This is a genomic window from Geotalea uraniireducens, from assembly GCF_027943965.1.
Taxonomy (GTDB): Bacteria; Desulfobacterota; Desulfuromonadia; order Geobacterales; family Geobacteraceae; genus Geobacter; species Geobacter uraniireducens.
The window spans coordinates 2,346,367-2,364,890 of record NZ_AP027151.1 but is presented as its reverse complement, the minus strand read 5'-3'; the positions used below and the strand labels follow the sequence as shown (position 1 = coordinate 2,364,890).

18 protein-coding genes are annotated in these 18,524 nt (G+C 56.1%); 6 read left to right on the top strand and 12 right to left on the bottom strand.

Annotation, left to right across the window (positions count from 1 at the left end):
- Positions 1-21: 21 nt before the first annotated feature.
- Positions 22-603: an indolepyruvate oxidoreductase subunit beta gene (locus QMN23_RS11020; RefSeq protein ID WP_281999356.1), complete on the bottom strand. Its 582-nt coding sequence runs from the start codon at positions 601-603 to the stop codon at positions 22-24.
- Positions 600-2,354: an indolepyruvate ferredoxin oxidoreductase subunit alpha gene (gene iorA / locus QMN23_RS11015; RefSeq protein ID WP_281999355.1), complete on the bottom strand. Its 1,755-nt coding sequence runs from the start codon at positions 2,352-2,354 to the stop codon at positions 600-602. Before iorA ends, QMN23_RS11020 begins: the two co-directional genes overlap by 4 nt.
- Positions 2,355-2,565: 211 nt before the next feature.
- Here iorA and QMN23_RS11010 point away from each other — a divergent pair, with 211 nt between their 5' ends.
- The gene (locus tag QMN23_RS11010; protein ID WP_281999354.1) at positions 2,566-2,886 is read left to right on the top strand and encodes a cytochrome C; all 321 of its coding nucleotides are present in this window, start codon (positions 2,566-2,568) and stop codon (positions 2,884-2,886) included.
- Positions 2,887-2,937: 51 nt separating this feature from the next.
- On the opposite strand, the gene QMN23_RS11005 is transcribed toward QMN23_RS11010, so the two are convergent.
- From QMN23_RS11005 to QMN23_RS10960, 10 genes are all read right to left on the bottom strand, one after another.
- On the bottom strand, positions 2,938-3,855 hold the full coding sequence (locus QMN23_RS11005) for an exopolyphosphatase (RefSeq protein WP_281999353.1): 918 nt from the start codon (positions 3,853-3,855) through the stop codon (positions 2,938-2,940).
- Positions 3,855-5,486, bottom strand: a complete 1,632-nt coding sequence (locus tag QMN23_RS11000) for a Na/Pi cotransporter family protein (RefSeq protein ID WP_281999352.1) — start codon at positions 5,484-5,486, stop codon at positions 3,855-3,857. Before QMN23_RS11000 ends, QMN23_RS11005 begins: the two co-directional genes overlap by 1 nt.
- Positions 5,487-5,507: 21 nt before the next feature.
- Positions 5,508-6,146 carry a hypothetical protein gene (locus QMN23_RS10995; RefSeq protein ID WP_281999351.1) on the bottom strand — a complete coding sequence of 213 codons (639 nt, stop codon included), beginning with the start codon at positions 6,144-6,146 and terminating at the stop codon, positions 5,508-5,510.
- A 101-nt stretch (positions 6,147-6,247) separates the two neighbouring features.
- Positions 6,248-6,700, bottom strand: a complete 453-nt coding sequence (locus tag QMN23_RS10990) for a hypothetical protein (RefSeq protein WP_281999350.1) — start codon at positions 6,698-6,700, stop codon at positions 6,248-6,250.
- A complete protein-coding gene (locus tag QMN23_RS19700; RefSeq protein WP_432613105.1) occupies positions 6,700-7,068 on the bottom strand; it encodes an OmpA family protein in 369 nt (122 codons plus the stop codon). Before QMN23_RS19700 ends, QMN23_RS10990 begins: the two co-directional genes overlap by 1 nt.
- Positions 7,069-8,418: 1,350 nt before the next feature.
- On the bottom strand, positions 8,419-8,700 hold the full coding sequence (locus QMN23_RS10980; RefSeq protein WP_281999348.1) for an HU family DNA-binding protein: 282 nt from the start codon (positions 8,698-8,700) through the stop codon (positions 8,419-8,421).
- An 87-nt stretch (positions 8,701-8,787) separates the two neighbouring features.
- Entirely contained in the window at positions 8,788-9,807 is a 1,020-nt protein-coding gene (locus tag QMN23_RS10975) for a tetratricopeptide repeat protein (RefSeq protein WP_281999347.1), read from the bottom strand.
- Between the two features lie 49 nt (positions 9,808-9,856).
- Positions 9,857-11,179 (bottom strand): 23S rRNA (uracil(1939)-C(5))-methyltransferase RlmD, encoded by a 1,323-nt coding sequence (gene rlmD / locus QMN23_RS10970; RefSeq protein WP_281999346.1) that lies wholly within the window; start codon positions 11,177-11,179, stop codon positions 9,857-9,859.
- A 5-nt stretch (positions 11,180-11,184) separates the two neighbouring features.
- Positions 11,185-11,571 (bottom strand): hypothetical protein, encoded by a 387-nt coding sequence (locus QMN23_RS10965; protein WP_281999345.1) that lies wholly within the window; start codon positions 11,569-11,571, stop codon positions 11,185-11,187.
- Positions 11,572-11,640: 69 nt separating this feature from the next.
- Positions 11,641-12,993, bottom strand: coding sequence for a cyclic 2,3-diphosphoglycerate synthase (locus QMN23_RS10960; protein WP_282003869.1), 1,353 nt, complete (start codon positions 12,991-12,993; stop codon positions 11,641-11,643).
- Between the two features lie 157 nt (positions 12,994-13,150).
- On the opposite strand from QMN23_RS10960, the gene infA reads away from it, so the two are divergent.
- The 5 genes from infA to QMN23_RS10935 all read left to right on the top strand — a co-directional run bounded on the left by infA (position 13,151) and on the right by QMN23_RS10935 (position 18,423).
- Positions 13,151-13,369 carry a translation initiation factor IF-1 gene (gene infA, locus QMN23_RS10955; RefSeq protein WP_281999344.1) on the top strand — a complete coding sequence of 73 codons (219 nt, stop codon included), beginning with the start codon at positions 13,151-13,153 and terminating at the stop codon, positions 13,367-13,369.
- 288 nt (positions 13,370-13,657) lie between these two features.
- Complete coding sequence (gene efp, locus QMN23_RS10950; protein ID WP_281999343.1) at positions 13,658-14,221, top strand: elongation factor P; 564 nt, start codon at positions 13,658-13,660, stop codon at positions 14,219-14,221.
- A 4-nt stretch (positions 14,222-14,225) separates the two neighbouring features.
- A complete protein-coding gene (gene epmA / locus QMN23_RS10945; protein WP_281999342.1) occupies positions 14,226-15,149 on the top strand; it encodes an EF-P lysine aminoacylase EpmA in 924 nt (307 codons plus the stop codon).
- A gap of 119 nt (positions 15,150-15,268) precedes the next feature.
- Entirely contained in the window at positions 15,269-17,017 is a 1,749-nt protein-coding gene (locus QMN23_RS10940; RefSeq protein WP_432613076.1) for a transporter substrate-binding domain-containing protein, read from the top strand.
- Positions 17,014-18,423, top strand: coding sequence for a sigma-54-dependent transcriptional regulator (locus tag QMN23_RS10935; RefSeq protein WP_281999341.1), 1,410 nt, complete (start codon positions 17,014-17,016; stop codon positions 18,421-18,423). The genes QMN23_RS10940 and QMN23_RS10935 overlap by 4 nt, the downstream gene beginning before the upstream one ends.
- The last annotated feature ends 101 nt before the right edge of the window (positions 18,424-18,524 follow it).

Here is an 18,524-nt window from a genome sequence, read left to right as displayed (position 1 = left end):
GGGGGGATTCGGTCGTCCATCTCAGATAGCCCTGCCGAACTGGAACGCCTTCTGGTTGACCGCCAGCGCCTTTGCCGGGACCATCTTTTCCAAGGCAGCCTGCCAGTATCGCTCGTCGATGTCGAGTCGCTGCGAGAGGGCTCCGAGCAGAACCGTGTTGGCCGCTTTGGGGTTGCCGGCTTCCGTCGCCAGTTTCAACCCGTCAACCAGGATCAGTTCCGCGCCGCTTGCCTTGATCCGTTCGGCCAGACCTCCCGGATACGGTTCTTTGCCAAGCAGTACTGAAGGTGGCGGGATGCGCAGGTCGTTGGCGATCACTGTTCCGTTCGGTTTCAGAAACGACAGACAACGGTATGCTTCAAGCAGTTCGAAGCCGAAGATAATGTCGGCATCCCCCTCGCAGATGATCGGCGAATGGACAACCTGGCCGAACCGGACATGGGAAACCACACTGCCGCCCCGCTGGGACATCCCATGGATTTCACTCTTTTTGACGTCGTAGCCCGCAGCCATCAGCGCTTCGGACATCACCTCGGCAGCCAGGAGGGTCCCCTGCCCGCCGACACCGACCAGGAGAATATTCGTAACGGTAGTCGTAGTCATCGTAGTGCCTTGATTGCAGAGAATTTGCACAATTGCGCACAGACCTCGCAGCCGGTGCAGAGCAGGGGATCGATCATCGCTTTGCCGCGCTCTCCTTCGCTCGGTTGCCAGATAATGGCCGGACAACCGAGCTTGAGGCAGGCTTTGCAACCGCTGCAGATTTCGAAATCAACGGCCTGGGATTCTCCGCGTTCGAATGCCCCTTCCCGTTTGATCAGTACGCATGGCCGCTGGGTGATGACCACGGACGGCTCCGGCCGGGCCATCTCTTCCTGGAGGACCCGCTTGGTGTCGGCAAGATCATACGGATCGACCGTCCGGACGTGCTGCACACCAAGAGTATTGCAGAGCTGGGCAAGATCGACCTGAAACGTCTCTTCGCCCATCAGGGTGTACCCCGATGCCGGATTTTCCTGCCGGCCGGTCATGGCGGTGATGCGATTGTCGAGAATGACCACCGTCGCGGGCGCCTTGTTGTAAACCATGTCGAGCAGGCCGGTGATTCCGGAATGAAGGAACGTCGAGTCGCCGATGACCGCCACGACCTTTTGCCGTTCTTCCGGCGAAACCACTTTGGTGATGCCGGTGGCGTTACCGATGCTGGCCCCCATGCAAACACAGGTGTCCATGGCCGACAGCGGCGGCATGAAGCCGAGGGTGTAACAGCCGATGTCACCCGTCACGTAAGCCTTGAGGCTGTTGAGGGTATAAAAAACGCCGCGATGGGGGCAGCCGGGGCACATGTTGGGGGGGCGGCCCGGAAGTCGCTCCGGTTCCGTTGTGGCCGTCTGGGGGAGATTGAAGGCGGTCCGGAGGATGGCTGGGGTAAGCTCTCCGCAGATCGGAATGATCTCCTTGCCGATGGCCGGGATTCCCATTGCTTTGACTTGGTCCTCAATGAACGGGTCGAGCTCTTCTACCACATACAGTTTGTCAACCTGGGCGGCAAACCGGCGAATCAATCCCGCGGGCAACGGCCAGACCATGCCGAGTTTCAGTACCGAGGCCTCGGGGAGCACTTCACGAACATACTGGTAAGCGACGCCGACGGTAATAACCCCGATCTCGGTGCTGCGCATCTCCACGCGGTTAATCGCCAAGGTCTCGCCAAAATCGGCAAGGCGGTCGGTTCGTTCCTCGACAAAGCGGTGTCTGATCCGGGCGTTGCCCGGCAGCATCACGTACTTGGCGGGATTGCGCTCCAGAGCTGGCGCGGGAAGCCCGCCAGCCGGCTCACCGAGCGTTACTACCGACTTGCTGTGGGAAATGCGGGTGGTCGTCCGAAGCATTACCGGGGTGTCGAATTGCTCAGATATTTCCACCGCTAGGCGGGTAAAATCCTTGCATTCCTGGGAATCGGCCGGTTCCAGCATCGGCACTTTGGCAAAACGGGCATAATTCCGGTTGTCCTGCTCGTTTTGCGAGGAGTGGAGTTCGGGGTCGTCGGCGGTCACGAAAACCAGCCCCCCTTTCACCCCGGTATAGGCTAGGGTGAAGAGCGGGTCTGCCGCGACGTTTACCCCGACGTGCTTCATGGCGACCAGCGCCCGGGCGCCGCCGAACGATGCGCCGATCCCCACTTCGAGGGCGACTTTCTCGTTTGGCGCCCAAGAAGCGTCGATCTCTTTGTACTGAACGATATTTTCAAGGATTTCGGTGGATGGGGTTCCCGGATAGGCGCTGGCGACCTTGATGCCAGCCTCGTAGGCGCCGCGGGCGATAGCTTCGTTGCCGGAGAGCATTTCCTTCATGATAACCTTGATCCCGATAAAAAAATAAGGGGATTTGCCTCCCCTAACAAGTTAAAGGAATATACAGAATCTGCCATTTCAAGTCAACTGCTTTATAGAACGTGTTTTTAAAGTGACAAGGCCGTTGCTTCGGCCACTACGTGCACTGCCAGTTGACATTGATCGGTGCTCAAGTAACATTTCAGGAACTAATTACATCGGGGAGGTACTCATGAAAGGTGTGCTTTGCTGGTCGGTTGTGGCAGCGTTGCTCATCGCGCAGTTCGCGGTTGCTGAAGAAGCATCCTTGGAACGAGGGAAGGCGTTGTTCGAGAATACCAAGCTCGGTAACAACGGAAAGAGCTGTGCCACCTGCCATCCGGGGGGGAAAAAACTAGAATGGGCAGCCACGTCATACGATGACGCCAAGCTGGTGTCAATCATCAATCGATGTATCAAGGGGTCTTTGAAGGGCGAGCCGCTGGACCCCGAATCGATCGACATGAAGTCACTGGCCATGTATATCAAGACATTCAGCGGGCCTGGCAACTGATCATTGTGGGGATGATGCAAAGGATTTCTTTTCATCCTTCTCAGCTGTCAGTCATTCCGCCATTGATAACAAAACGCCTTCGAGCAGCCCGAAATCACTGACGGTCAACTGGTCAAAAGCAAAAATCTCCATAGTTTTCAAGGTCAAAAGGGTTCCGGCGATGATCAGGTCCTCCCTCCCCTTCTCCATGCCCGGGACCTTGAGCCGTTCTTCAGGGGAGAGTGGGAGCAACATATCATAAATTGCCGCTATTTCTCGTTGGGAGAGCACGGTATTGTTGACGAGACGATGGTCGTAGACTGGCAATTTCCGACTGATGGCCGCCAGCGTTGTTGCCGTGCCAGCCGTGCCGACCAGGGTCGTTCCTGCCCGGCTGGCGCGAAACCCGTCTTTCGATAATCGCTCCTGCAGAGCGGACAGTTCTCGCTCAATCTTACCGACCATGGCGTCGGGATCGGCATGTTTACCTTCGGTGAGTCTGACTACGCCGAGGGGTAGGCTTGCCGTGAACAGCGGTGTTACCCCTTCCGCCAAGGTATATTCGGTACTCCCTCCCCCGACGTCGAAAACAAAGACCCGAGGGGCCACTGGTTCAAGGCCGGAAAGAACCCCGTTGAGAGTCAGTAACCCTTCTTCCCTCCCATCGATAATCTCCAGAGTTATGCCGGTCTTGTTCCGCACGTCGTTACGAAAATCTTCACCGTTGACCGCATCACGTACGGCACTGGTCGCTACCGCCCGCAATCGGGTGACCCCTGCCCGCTTCATGGCCGCGGCAAAATCGCTCAGGGCCGCCAGCGATCGTTGCCAGGCGGCAGGCGATATTCCGGCGTCCCTGGTGAATCCTCCGCCGAGCCGAGTGATGCGCCGCTCAAGAGCAAGATGAACCACGGTTTTTCCATCGGTTGTGCCGATCAATAACCGGGCGGTGTTGGTACCGAGATCGATGGCGGCAAATGGTGCGGGCATCAGGCAAACTCCTTGGTTGTTTCGATGATGTTGTAGCAGGAATCGGCAATCTTGGTAAAGGCCATGATCATGTCGGAATAGATGATGCCTGCCCGGACGTTGCACTTGCCGCTTGCCAGACGTTGGATATGGGCGTTTTGCATCGTTTCACCCATCGCGACGATTTCGTCGTGCAATTCACGGGAATCGGTCAGCGGCATGTCGGTCAGGCTGTCGAGGGATTCAGTTGCCAGTCGCACGAAATCCTCAACCTTGCGCGCCAGGGACCGGATATCAGACATGGCCGTACCAGAAAACAGCAGCTTTTCTTCCTTCTTGCGCCGCAGATAGCTCAGGATAGCCTCGCTCTGATCGCCGATATGCTCCAGATCGCTCACCGTCTGGAGCATGACGGGGATTCCCAGGGTGTCTTTGGTCGAAAGTGTCCGGCGGGAAAGGCTGACCAGAAAATCGGAAATATCCCGCTGCAATATGTCGATAGTCGCTTCTTTCTGGGCGATACCGGTTGATCGCCGGGCGTCGAAACGGAAAAACTGCTCGACCAGTTCGCTGTACATGGCGCGGGTGATTTCCCCCATCCGTCGCAATTCGTTGCGAGCCTGCATAATAGCGATGGGCGGAGTGTTGAGCACCCTGCTGTCGATAAAGACTGATCTCCGTTCGACGCTCGTCGATTGTTCCCGCCCCGGGAGGATGGCCGGTGCGGAGCGGGCGAAAAAACCGATCAATGGCAGGAATATGCAGGCATTGAGGGTGTTAAACAAAGTATGGGCGTTGGCCAGAACACGCGATACTGCTGATGGTGATGCGATGTCGGCCGGCGAAATCGTTTCGACCAGTTTGAGGTAGGACGGGAAAAAGAGCATTACCGCTGAAACGGCGAAAAGGTTGATCAGGAAATAGAAGAGAACGGTTCTTTTCGCTTCCAGGGTGCCGCCAATCGAGGCAATCGCCGTGATACACGAAGTGCCAAGCACCTCGCCGATGACCATCGCCGCGCCGCTATCAAACGATACCAGCCCGCTGCCAACCAGCGCCATAACGATGCCGATGGCGGCGCTGCTCGACTGGACGAGGAAGGTGAGAAATGCCCCCAACAATACGGCGGTGAGCCGTTTTGAGATGAAATACGTATCGCTATTGAAAATAACAGAGCTTTGCTGCAGGGGGAGAAGGTTTGATTCCATTACCCGCAGGCCAAGAAACAGCAGACCGGCGCCGAGCAGGAGTTCGCCGGCGTTTACCCAGCGCCGGCGGCGGCCGAAATATTTGAGGGCAACGCCGAGAAAGATTGCCGGCAGGGCTAGAGAGGTGATTTTAAAGGCGATGAACTGGACGGCGAGAGTCGTGCCGATGCCGGTCCCAAGCAGAATACCGAGGGCCTGGTAGAGTGAGACGAGACCGGCATTGACGAAGCTGATGGTAATGATCCCGGCAGCGCTGCTTGATTGAAGCAGAGAAGAGAGGGTCGTCCCCAGAAGTGCGGCAGTCAGCCGATTGCCGGCAACGCGCTCGAGTAGACGGCGAAAACGATCGCCGGCGAGCTTTTGCAGCCCCTCCGACATCGTTTTCATGCCAAGAATGAACAGCCCCAGCCCGCCAAGCGCCTCGAGGATGTACTGCAGAGGCATGGATTGTAAAGCTCCCCGCGTCTATTTTTTAATGATGAAAGGGAAGGCAAAGTCGGCCGCTGCCGATTTGCTGGTCCCTTTTTCATAGACGAGGAACTTTACCTCTTTTATTCCGGGAAGATCAACCCTGAAATATACCAAGCCAACGGCTGTCGCCCCGGGGATGATGGATCGGGCATCAAGGGCCTTGGTAAAGATGTCTTGCGGATATACTTCAAAGTAGTACGGCAGTTGCGAATCGGTAGCGGTGTAAGAGGAGACCTTTTCGTAATCTTCAAGGTAATAGAACCCGACGTAAGGATACGGGAGCAGATAATAGGAGTCTTTGGTGATGTATTCCTTTACCTTCTCGGGCGTCAACTGTTGGTACTGTCGGCCCTGGTCGTCCAAAAGGAGAAATGAAGAGTTGTCGAATGAAATTTCCCGGTCGGTCTTGTTCTGGATCGCCACTGAGAAAGCACTGACAGTCCCTTCGAGGTTATAAGAGATAATTTGGGGGTCGGCGTTGGCTACGCGGACGGATATCCCCCCTTTGGATATCGTCTGCGAATTGTCGGCCGGATCGATCACCCCCTGGGGGACTGGCTGGGGAATGACTTTCAAGGTGCAGCCGGCGGTAAACAGGACGACCAGCATTATCGAGAAAAAGAAGTTTTTCATCGTTAGATCCCCCTGGGGAAAGTCATTGATCAAAGCACCATAAACCTGTGTTGTGGCGATTATACGTTACAAAGTCAGGGCGCCGTCAAGCGGTATCTGTCTTATTTTTCGCTTCGTTCGGTCGACAGGTGAAGAGCGCGGAAATTATCGGGATACTTGACGATCCGAATAGTGTTGCCCTTCGCCGGCCGCTGCGTCGGCGCCGCGGCCAGATACAGCAGCTCGGCCTTCAAGGCGTGTTTGGTGCGGAGATACCGCTGAGCCTGCAGGGCGAGATAGAATGAGTTCCTTACCTGTTCTTCCCGGGTTGCCCCAAACGAAGAGGACCCTTCTATCTTTATAATGGTTCCCGGCTTTATTGCGGCCAGTTGTGGCGCGAGGCGGTCGAGCTCGTTGCGGGTACGGTTATCCAGGCAGATGGTTTTGCTATAGAGCGACATGGTCCCGACAATCGTTTCGTCCGGGGTCGGATCTCTTCCGTCCTGGGCGTAACCGAACGGCACGGTACATATGGTTATCGCCACAAACCAGAGTGAAGACAGGTGGGCTCGCATCAGTCTGTCCTCGGCACTAGAAAGAGAATTTCACAGCGACGGTTGAGCTTTCTCCCCTCGGCTGTGGCGTTGTCGGCAAGCGGCTTTGATTTACCCAGCCCCTTGATGAAAACCCGACTCGGATCGATACCTTCCCGGGCAATAAGATAGCTGGCAACGGATATTGCCCGCTTGAGGGATAGATCCATGTTGTAGCTCGATGAACCGATATTGTCGGTATGTCCGTCAACCCGCAGATAGACCCACTTCTTGTCGTTGCGGATCAACTCTGCCACCTCTGCCAACGATTTCCGCCCCTCTTCCGACAAGCTCCATTGGTCAAAATCAAAGGTAACGTCCGGAAAACGGAACTTGCGGTAGACGGTCATCGCTTCAGGTAAATGTTCCTCGTTCGAGGAAGCTACCCGGATGTTCTGCCCATTGACGTCGACACTGTAGAGAGGTGTTACCCCTGCAAGACGGTTCAGAGTATATTCGAGTGCAGGCGTTTCTGATCCGCCGCTGACATGTGAGCCGAGCTTCACCTCTTCGCCCTGTTGTGCCAACGGCACCTCTTCATGGGTTACTGGGGCGGTCACCGTTGCCACGGCGGGTTGTGCGGGAATAGTCACCTGGCCATACGGTTTGATGATGATTTCTTCCTTGTTGTCTGTACCGAGAGGAACTTCCAGTTTGTTGGACGGTTGCTGCGGTGCGAGGGACAGGGAAATCAGTGGGGAGATCGGAATGATCTTCCTGATTTTTTTCGGCTCGTTTTTCTTCTCTTCGCTTTCATTGTCGAGGCCTTTGCCGAGACGTTGCACCGGCTTGACATAGCTACCTACCCCCTGGCAAGCAGTAAAGCCGACGATGCCTCGCCAGTCGGGGCTGCCGTTCGACAGGCCAAAGCCTCCGGCAAGGTTCAACGTGAGATGGGGAGAAAGGTAGTACTGGAAACCGACCAGCCCTTCACGTGGGTCGTCTTGGGCAGGGTCACGACTGGTGTTGCCAGTGAACTCGGCGGTGAGCCTCATTCGCATTGCCGGTGCGTATTCGATCCCCAGACCATACAATATTTCGTTGTCGTAGTTGATACCCTGCGGTGAGCCGTTGAGTCGGTATCCCGAATAGGCATGGACTCCGACGGTTTCTGTGGCATAGGAGGCGATCACTCTGCCGCCACCGCTTGTCGTCCCGTCAATGTTCGTGTTATTGGAGATTTGTCGCTGGACAAAGAGGTCGGCGGCTATCTTGAAAACCGAGCTTCTCTTGCCGACAATCCGGAGTTTGGTCCCCAGTTCGGCATATCCTCTACCGGTCTTCTCTTCGTCGCCATTGAACAACAGGTTGGGGTAGTTGCCGTATAACTCCCAGAATGTGCCAATGCCGAGTGTCAAGCCAACTGGAACGGTCAGAGAATTGTCACGGCCGGTGGCGCTATTCATCACCCAGCCACCAACACAGATATTCCCGGCATCAAGGGTGTCGGCCGATGGGATGGTGATGAGACCCGTTTCGCCGCTCATTGTTGGATTTGCCTGAACCGTAGCGGCAAAGGAAAGTATATAGATTATGAGAACGATACGAAGTCTCACCATGCAGGATTCATCCGGGCTTCAAAAATAAATTGACGCACATATCAATAAAAAGTGCTCATTACAGCAAATTCATGCAGGAAGTGTTCCCACCCCAGGCTCCTCTGCAAGCCGGATTCTGCATGGCATGTCCATACGTATGATTCAGGCTTGTCCGTCGACTCGTTCCTTAAGTTCCTTGCCAACCTTGAAGAATGGGAGTTTCTTCGGTTTAACCTTGATTGGTTCGCCGGTTTTGGGGTTCCTGCCGGTATAGGCCTTGTAATCCTTGACGACAAAGCTGCCGAAGCCGCGGATTTCGATCCGTTCTTCACGGACCATTGCCGCTGTCATCGAATCAAAGACGATATTGACAATCTCCTCGGCCTTTTTGTAGGTCAGCCCTTTTTCCGCAGCCAGTCTCTCGATCAGTTCCGACTTGTTCATTCAACTTCCTCCGCTTTGATATTATCCGGCAAATGTCACGCAGATTGCCGGTTGAACTTGATCGGGGCGGCGTGCGGCCAAAAAAGGTCAACAGCACCCTTTTAGATATTGTTTGGCGATGTACGCTGCTTCTTCAGGGCGGCCCACGGATTCGAGAAGCGGGACTATCCGCTCTGCAGCATCCCGCTGATATGGTCCTGGCAGTAGTTGCGCATACCGATCCAGGGCGGTGGTTGAATCACCGAGTTCCTGATAAATGTCGCCTTGAAAAAGGAGTGCCTGCTCGGGAAGAATCTGCCGTTCTACCATCCGCTCGAGCAGCCCGATCGCTTCAGTAAAACGCCGCGTCTCAACCAGCAACTGAACCAGACCCAAGTGGCAAAGGGGGTTGGCATCGTTGCACCCCATGGCGCGACGAAGCAGAGACTCGCATCCCGCTCCATCCCCTTGACGATGCTGAAGGATTGCCAATTCATAAAGGACGATGTCGTTCTCGCCTTCTTTCAGCAATCTTTCATAGATTTTACGGGCTTGGTCGTCATTTCCCGCATTCGCAGCCAAATAACCGTTTGCAAATTCCTTTCCCAAATTTGAATATCGTTCTGGTAAATCACCAGGTAGTGGTTGGATTAGTAATTCGAATCGGTCTTCGTCATGGAGTGCTTCTGCGTAACTATCTGTAGTCTCGTCGGAATGGCACGTCGATGTGGCACAACTACCGCACGAGGAAAGTGTCTTGTGGTGGACTGGTTTATCTGAGGATGTTCTCACCAAGGACAGTTTTTTTTCCGTCTTTTCCCGGATAGTTACGTCTTCTGCCAGCTCAAGCGACAATTTGAGGTGTTCTTCGGCCTTAATTGTCTCTCCCATCCGCAGACAGTGATCTGCCTCATCAAGGTTCAGTTCGGCAAGCCGGTTGCCTGCTTCTGCCATGCCGGCCTTAATGCGGGTCGCCATGCCGACACTTCCCGGGGAATCGGTTTCGATACATTGCCGTGCATCTTCGAAGATCGAGCGGGCTTCGGCATAGCGCCCCGCCGCAAGAAGTTTTTCGCCTTTTTCCACGCATGAAGCAGCGTCTTTCCTGAAGAATTTTTTCAGAAACATTGTGGGCCTCCGTTTATGGGATTTGCGGTATCAATGGGACCAAGCGGGGTTACGGGGATTTTTCAAGGAGTGTAACGTTTTCAATGTGGTATGTCTGGGGAAACATGTCGACCGGCTGGCAGGCGATAACTGCGTAATTGTGCTTGGCAAAAAGCCCCAGATCACGGCCGAGGGTTGTCGGATCGCATGAGACGTAAACTACTCGCTTCGGGGCAAGAGACGCAATTGCCTCTATCGTTTCCCGCGCTCCGGTCCGCGGTGGATCGAGGATAACCACCGGGAAGTTCTCTCCGTCCGCTACCAGACGACGAAGGCCGGAAGCGGCGTCGATGGCACGGAACTCGACCCCGGCAATTCCGTTTTCCCTGGCGCTTAGATGGGCATCATCGAGTGAGGGAGCATATTCTTCGATGCCGACAGCGCCCGCTCCGTAGCGTGCTAATGGCAGAGTCAGGTTGCCGTTGCCGCAGAATAGGTCCAGAAAGCGGTGCGCAGGTCCCAGTTCGGCCATTTGGTAGACCTGTTGGATGAGGCAAAGATTCTGGTGATGGTTGACCTGCGAGAACCCCCCCCTGCTAACGACGAGTGTCGTCTCTGGACTGCCGGGCAGGAGGTCGGCCGGAACCCGATAGCTGACCAGTTCTGTACCCCAGACCGTGCTGATGGACTCCTTGCGGCCGCATTGCAGGTGCAGACCGTCCACCGAAGGAATCTCCCCCCGTCGTGCGGCAAAGAAACGGCGGACGTTTTCCTGATCGTTACCGATATAGTGGATGATGACCAGTGCCCGATCGTTATCGCCAACTGCCACGTCCAGCTGGGGAATCCTGTCCGGTTCCGGGAAACCGTTATTGAGGAGGGTGCGAAGTTCGGTGATGGTTTGGTTGACAGCCGGCCGGCAGATGGCGCAGGTGCCAGGAAGGTCGATGACAAAGTGGCTGCCGCGGCGATAGAAGCCGATATGGAGTTTGCCGTTACTCCAGCGAACCTTGAACTGTGCGCGGGAGCGGTAAGCGTAAGGGGCTCCGGCGAGCACCGGTCTGATCAGTTCCGGCTCGACCCGCCCGAATCGCCAGAGTGTTTCGGTACAGATTGCCCTCTTGGCGGTTAGCTGGGCGTCATAGTCGAGATGTTGCCATGTACAGCCGCCGCACTGGCCGAAGATGGGACACGGTGGCGGAATCCGCAGAGGGGATGCTTCGAGCAATTCCAGCATCGTTCCGTTCAGGTAGGATGGTTTTGTCTGCTCAACTTTGATGCGGACAAGATCGCCGGGAGCAGTGAACGGGACGAAGCACGCCTTGCCGTCCAGTCGGCCGAATCCGGCTGCCCCGTATGCGAGAGATTCAATTCTGACGAGCGGATCATTCATGGGGGTCAATGACGAGCGCCGTAATGGAAGGAGGACTTTTTGCGTGCCTGTGCCAGTTCGGCGTGGACAAAACGATGCGGGAAGACGGGAGAAGCCAAGTAAGGGAACGAGTTGGCGGCAAATGCGGCGATCAGGCGCTCAAGGACGGCTACGACTTCAGTGCTCGGGACCCCCATTTTTTCAACTGTTCGCTGGTAAACGGGCAACTTGCCGAGCAATCGGCAGGCATCGCTAAATTCGTTCTCGTCCGCGAAATAGTGGGCCGACAAGGGTACCTCACAGGATATTACGACCTTTACGTGATGGTAATCCCCGAAATACGGTTTGCTCGCGTTGGCGAACCGCACCGTCAGACCGTTTTTTAGCGTCATTTCCCGGATGAGTTGAGTCATTGATTCCTGCAAGCAAATAGTTAGAAAAACACGCTACATTAATATGCTTCAGCGGTGAAGTAAAGCCGATTATTGCCTGTTGCTCCCGATCTTCGCGAGAAAACTGCTGATTGCTCGCCGCAAGGGTTCGTCAGGCGTTTCCTGGATTCTGTAGGTGACGTGCATTACCGGTTTTGGCAAGGAAATCAGGCGCGGCAAGTCGATAGGGGTTGCCGTCAGAACCAGATCGCACGGGGTGGCTCTAATGGTCTGGGCCAGTTCGTCGATCTGTTCTGGGCGGTAGCCCATGGCAGGGAGGACCGGGCCGAGGTGTGGGAACGTTGTATAGAGTCCGGCAATCGAGCCGACGGCATAGGGCCTGGGGTCGACGATTTCTCCTGCACCGGCCGCCCGGGCGGCAGCCAGTCCTGCTCCTGACGGCATACCACCATGGGTTACGGTTGGGCCGTCTTCGATGACTAAAACCTTTTTACCTCGCACAGCTGCCGGTTCGCTCAGCGTGACCGGCGATAGGGTCTTGATGACGGTTGCTTGGGGATTTACCCGGAAGATTGCATTCTCCACTGCGGCGATCTCGGCTTCTTGCGCGACATCAACCTTATTGATGACAACGATCTCAGCCCGCCGCAGATTCACTTCTCCGGGATAGTAGGCCGTCTCGTCACCACTGCGCAACGGATCAACCAGGACGATTTCCAGATCGGGCCTGATAAAAGGAAAGTCATTGTTGCCACCATCCCAGATGATGATCTCCCCCTCCCTTTCGGCCGCTCGGAGAATCCTTTCATAATCAACTCCTGCATAGACGACCATCCCTGCAGCGATGAGCGGTTCATATTCTTCCCGCTCCTCAATGGTGCAGTGCTGCATGGCCAGATCCTCCTTCCGGGCAAACCGTTCGACCGCTGCAGCGGCAAGGTCGCCATACGGCATTGGGTGGCGGACCACTACGCCCCTGATCCCCTGCTGGGCCAGGAGAGAACCGAGGTACCGGGTTACCTGGCTCTTGCCGCAGCCGGTTCGTACTGCACATACGGAGATGACCGGTTTGATGCTCCGAAGCATGGTTGCTTCCGGGCCGATGAGCACGAAATCCGCTCCGGTCGCCAGTACGCGCGATGCCTTATGCATCAGTTCGGAATACGAAATATCACTATAAGCAAAAACAACTTTATTTGCCTGTAGGTTGTGAATCAATTCCTCAAGCATTGCTTCATCGAAAATGGGAATTCCTTCGGCATAGGGCTCTCCTGCCAGTGAGGGTGGATAGACACGATTGGCGATATAGGGAATCTGGTCGGCGGTAAAGGCGACAACCTGGCAGGTGGAATTCCCGCGAAATACCATGTTGAAGTTGTGAAAATCCCGGCCAGCCGCTCCCATGATGATAATGCGATCTCTGGTCACTGTCGGTCCTTTCATTCGCGCCAAATTCAGGAAACCGGTCCTCCCGCCTTGAGCGGCAAAAGATCCCGGTTGTCTCTATAAGCTAAAAATCTTGCATTTCCTCGCTATTACAGTTACAGTAGGAAAGTTTGAATATCGACCATTCGGGCATCCGGCCCCTACGAGGAGTACAATGAGCAAAGAAGAGGCTATCGAAGTCGAAGGTACGGTTGTGGAACCCCTGCCAAATGCCATGTTCCGGGTCAAGCTGGAGAACGATCATATCGTTCTGGCCCATATCTCCGGGAAAATGCGGAAATATTTCATCAAGATCCTGCCGGGTGACAAAGTGACCGTTGAGCTTTCTCCCTACGACCTGACCCGCGGCCGGATTACCTATCGTGCCAAATAGCCTGCCCTGCCGAAAAGTCCCACGCTTTTTGGCAAGCGAGCGGCCGAGCAACGATGGGGGACCCGGTTACGCCGTGCACCAGGCATTGGAGGCGGGTCGTTCTTTGTGCTTGTCCTGAATTCCTTACGTTAATTCTACGGGAAATTGTCATTTTATCCACCTCCACCTTCTACCTGCGGTAATGTAGTTTCCGTGATCGATCGGACATCCCTTGCCCTGGGGTGGCAGATATACTTTGTAGAACAGCATTGTTTCTACCTAAAACATCAACTTGAAGAGGGAAATTCTATGTACACTGTTGCAGATCTGAAGAAGGGGCTCAAGGTAACTCTCGATGGCGATCCATACATCGTCATCGCCTTCGAGTTTTCCAAGCCGGGCAAAGGTCAGGCTCTTTATCGCACCAAGCTGCGCAACATGATCAACGGTACGACTCTTGATCGCACCTACCGCTCCGGCGAGAGCTTCGAGCCTGCCCAGCTGGAAGAGCGGCAGATGCAGTACCTTTACAAGGAAGACACTCATTACACCTTTATGGACAATCAGACCTACGAACAGGTGCAGATGAGCGAAGACTCGGTCGGCGACGCCAAGAACTTCATGATCGACAACCTGCCGGTGGACATTCTGCTTTACGGTGAGAAAGCTATCGGGGTGACGCTCCCCAATTTTGTCAACCTGCGCGTCGTACAGACCGATCCCTGGGTCAAAGGTGATACATCAGGCAGCGATTCGAAGCCGGCGGTGCTGGAAACCGGGTACACGCTTCGCGTTCCCCCGTTTATCGAGGAAGGCGAACTGATTGTCGTCGATACCAGAAGCGGTGAATATTCCACACGGGTCAAAGGGTAAAAGAATGCTTGCCAACTGGCGCCTGGCGCGGAAGCAGCCGATGCTCCGGGCCAGGGCGCGTCTTGTCCAGGAAATCAGACAGTTTTTCATTGCCGGGGGGTATCTCGAAGTCGAGACCCCCCTTCGCATTCCCGCTCCCGCCCCTGAGTCCCATATCGAACCAATCCCCTCCCTCTCCTGGTTTCTCCAGACTTCGCCCGAGCTCTGCATGAAGCGGTTGCTTGCTGCCGGTTATGAGCGGCTGTTTCAAATCTGCCATTGTTGGCGCGATGGGGAGCGCGGGGGGCAGCATCTCCCCGAATTTACCATGCTAGAGTGGTATCGGGCGCAGAGCGATTACCGCGACTTGATGATCGACTGCGAGGGGCTGCTCGTTACACTGGCGAGAGCCATGACCGGGGCGACGGCTGTTGCGTTCCGGGGTCGTATCTTCGAACTCGCTCCCCCCTGGGAGCGGCTGTCGGTGCGCGCAGCATTCCAACGGTATTGCGGTATGAGCGCCGATGAGGCACTGCGGTTGGACCTGTTTGATGAATTGATGGTTGAAAAGATTGAACCGCAGCTCGGTTGGGGAACGCCGACCTTCATTTACGATTACCCGGCTTGCCGTGGAGCATTGTCCCGGCTCAAGGCTGATGAGCCGGATACTGCCGAACGCTTCGAGCTTTATCTTGGCGGCGTCGAGCTAGCCAATGCCTTCAGCGAATTAACCGATCCGCTTGAGCAGCGGCGGCGCTTTGTCGCCGAACGCGACTACCGTGCCGCTCAAGGCCGGCTGCCGTTGCCGCTGCCCGAACCATTCCTTGCCGAACTTGCCTCTATGCCGCCCGCCGCCGGTATTGCCCTTGGCATTGACCGGCTTGTCATGCTGTTTTGCGACGCCGAGTCGATCGACGACGTGGTCGCCTTCCCGCCGGAGGAGTTGTAAGCACTGCCTGTTTTCATCCGGGGAGCTCCCCGGTTGTGGTATGATGTATTCCGGTAACGTGAACTGTGGTTCCGAGGGGTGGGACAATGCAACGGTCCTCAGCGGGATGGGCTGACAGGGTGCGAGGTGATTCCCGGTGGCGGCGAATCTCCCTCGGCATTGCGCTGCCGGTTGTCGCAGCCATAGCCACGCTGTTGGTGTTGTGGAGCGCCTCTCCCGGGCCGGTCTTTGCCGCTCCCGGTGCGGGGGTGATCATTGTCGGCGGAGACCGCGACTATCCTCCCTACGAGTTCATCGATAAATACGGCCATCCGGCCGGTTTCAACGTCGACCTGACCAAGGCCATTGCCGAAGTAATGGGGATGAAGGTGGAGTTTCGTCTCGGCGGCTGGTCGGAAATGCTGGATGCACTCAAGGCCGGCAAGGTGGATATTCTTGAGGGGATGTCATATTCGGCGGACCGTGCCAAGTGGGTCGATTTCTCTCCCCCCCATTCCATTGTCAGCCATGCGCTGTTCGGCCGCCGTGATTCTCCGCCAATTTCCTCTCTCGAACAATTGCGTGGCAAAAAAGTGATTGTTCATCGTTCCGGGATCATGAACGAATATCTGGCGGCGCATGGTTTTGCCCGGAATCTGGTCCTTACCGATACGCCGGCCGATGCGTTGCGACTCCTTGCCTCCGGCCAGGATGATTACGCGGTGGTGGCGATCCTCCCCGCCACCTATATCATTCGAGAAAACCGGTTGTCCAACCTCGTACCGGTGTTGAACAACGTGGCAATCCAACGTTACGGATATGCCGTCAGAAAGGGAAATGCCGAACTTCTCGCCCGTTTCAGTGAAGGGCTGGCTATTCTCAAGAAAACCGGCCAGTTTGACGCGATTCACAACAAATGGCTCGGGGTGCTCGAACCGCAAAAATTCCCCTGGAAAATGCTCCTGAAGTATGGGGCGATCGTGGTCGTGCCGCTGTTGCTGGTCCTCGGCAGCACCGTTTTCTGGTCCCGCTCTCTCCAACGACAGGTGGCACAACGCACCGAATCGCTGGCCAAAGCGGTCGACGAACTGCAGCTCAACCAGCAGCAGCTGCTTCAGGCCGACAAGATGGCGGCGCTCGGTATCCTAGTGTCCGGCGTTGCCCACGAGATCAACAATCCCAACGGGCTCATTCTGCTCGACATTCCAATTCTCAGAAGCGCCTACGCCGACGCCGTGCCGATTCTTGAGGAGCGTTTCCGAGAAGAAGGCGATTTCATGCTCGGCGGGATTTCCTATTCGCGCATGCGGGACGAAATCCCGAAAATTCTCGACGAAATGCAGGAAGGGGCGAAAAGGATCAAGCGTATCGTCAGCGACCTGAAGGATTTCGCCCGTCGCGATGATGCCACCGGCAAGGAACGGCTCGAATTGAACGACATCGTCCGGACAGCGATTCGGCTTGTTGAGCCGTCCATTCGCAAGGCTACGGCTCATTTCACTGCCGAATATGCGGAAAGCCTGCCGTCAATAGTCGGTAATGCCCAACGGATCGAACAGGTGATCGTCAACCTGATCATCAATGCCTGTCAAGCGCTGCCGGATCGCGAGCGGAGGATTGTTGTCAGCACTACTTTCGCCCCGGACTCCGGGACGGCAATCTTCCGGGTTAGGGACGAAGGAGTCGGCATTGCCCCGGAGCATCTGTCCCGGCTGACCGATCCGTTCTTTACCACCAAACGGGACAGTGGCGGCACCGGCCTGGGCTTGTCGGTCTCTGCCGGCATCGTCAAGGAGCACGGCGGATCTCTTGTGTTCGAGTCCCAGCCAGGCAAAGGCACGGTGGTCACCCTCACTCTCCCGGTGATAATGGAGGGAAACGCCGTATGATCAGCACGCTCTATCCCGGTTTCGGTCTGTTGCTGGTGGATGATGAACCGGCCTGGCTTCGTTCAATGGCTCTGACCCTTGAGTCGCGGCTTGGCGTTACCAACCTCCGGCTTTGTCAGGACAGTCGCGAAGTCATGGCGATTCTTGCCGACGGAGGCATCGGTCTGGTGCTGCTCGACCTGACCATGCCCTATCTTTCGGGAGAGGAACTGCTCAAACAGATTGCCGAACGTCATCCCGAAACGGTCGTCGTCGTCGTCAGTGGGCTGAACCAGGTCGAAACCGCCGTCAGCTGCATGAAACTCGGGGCTTACGAATACTTTGTCAAGACCGATGAAGAGGAACGAATTGTCGGCGGGGTCCTGCGGGCGATTCGGATGCTCGAGTTGCAGCGAGAAAACCGGGAGATGTCGACGCGACTCGTTTCCGGAGGATTGGCCCATCCCGAAGCGTTCAGCCCGATCATCACGGCCGACCGGGCCATGTTCGCCATTTTCGCCTACGTGGAGGCAGTGGCAAAAAGCCCGCAGCCGTTACTGATCACCGGAGAAAGTGGCGTCGGCAAGGAACTGCTTGCCCGGGCCGCCCACCTTTTGAGCGGCTGCCGGGGAGAACTGGTGTCGGTCAACGTGGCCGGCCTTGACGATACCGTTTTTGCCGACACCCTCTTCGGTCACCTGCGCGGCGCGTTTACCGGCGCCGATTCAAGCCGGCGCGGCATGGTGGAGGAAGCGGCCGGTGGGACCCTGTTTCTCGACGAAATCGGCGATCTCAGTATCCCTTCTCAGGTCAAGCTCCTCCGGCTCCTGCAGGAAGGCGAGTACTTTCCCCTCGGCAGTGATCAACCGAAACGGCTCAAAGCACGGATAATCGTTGCCACCCATCGCGATCTGGCCGCCGCTGAAGCTGCCGGCACCTTCCGGCGGGATCTGTATTACCGGCTGCGCACCCACAGGGTACACGTGCCGCCGTTGCGGGACCGGAAATGTGATATCCCACTGTTGCTTGAGCATTTCCTTGGCGAAGCGGCCCGCAGTCTTGGCAAGAGTCGGCCGACGGCACCCCGTGAGCTGGCCCAACTGCTCGCGACCTACCATTTTCCCGGCAATGTTCGTGAACTGAAGGCGATGATTTTCGATGCCGTGAGTCTCCATCGAGGCCGGATGCTTTCCATGGAATCGTTTATCGCCGCCATCGGTACCACACCGGCGGGGGGGGCGACTGCTGCCGGCACCGACCGGAATCCCTTTGCCTGTTTCGATAAACTTCCCACCTTCGCTGATGCCGCCGAACTGCTCGTCGGCGAGGCGCTCACCAGGGCCAATGGCAATCAGACGCTGGCTGCCCGCCTACTCGGCATCTCCCAGCCGGCGCTTTCAAAGCGTCTCAAGATGATCCGCAAATAACCCCCATAACCGGAGTTATAGTTATAACTTCCGTTATCACTCTGTAATGCTCTGATATTGCTATGTTTAGTGTCTAATACCCTCCTGAGCAATAACCTCCG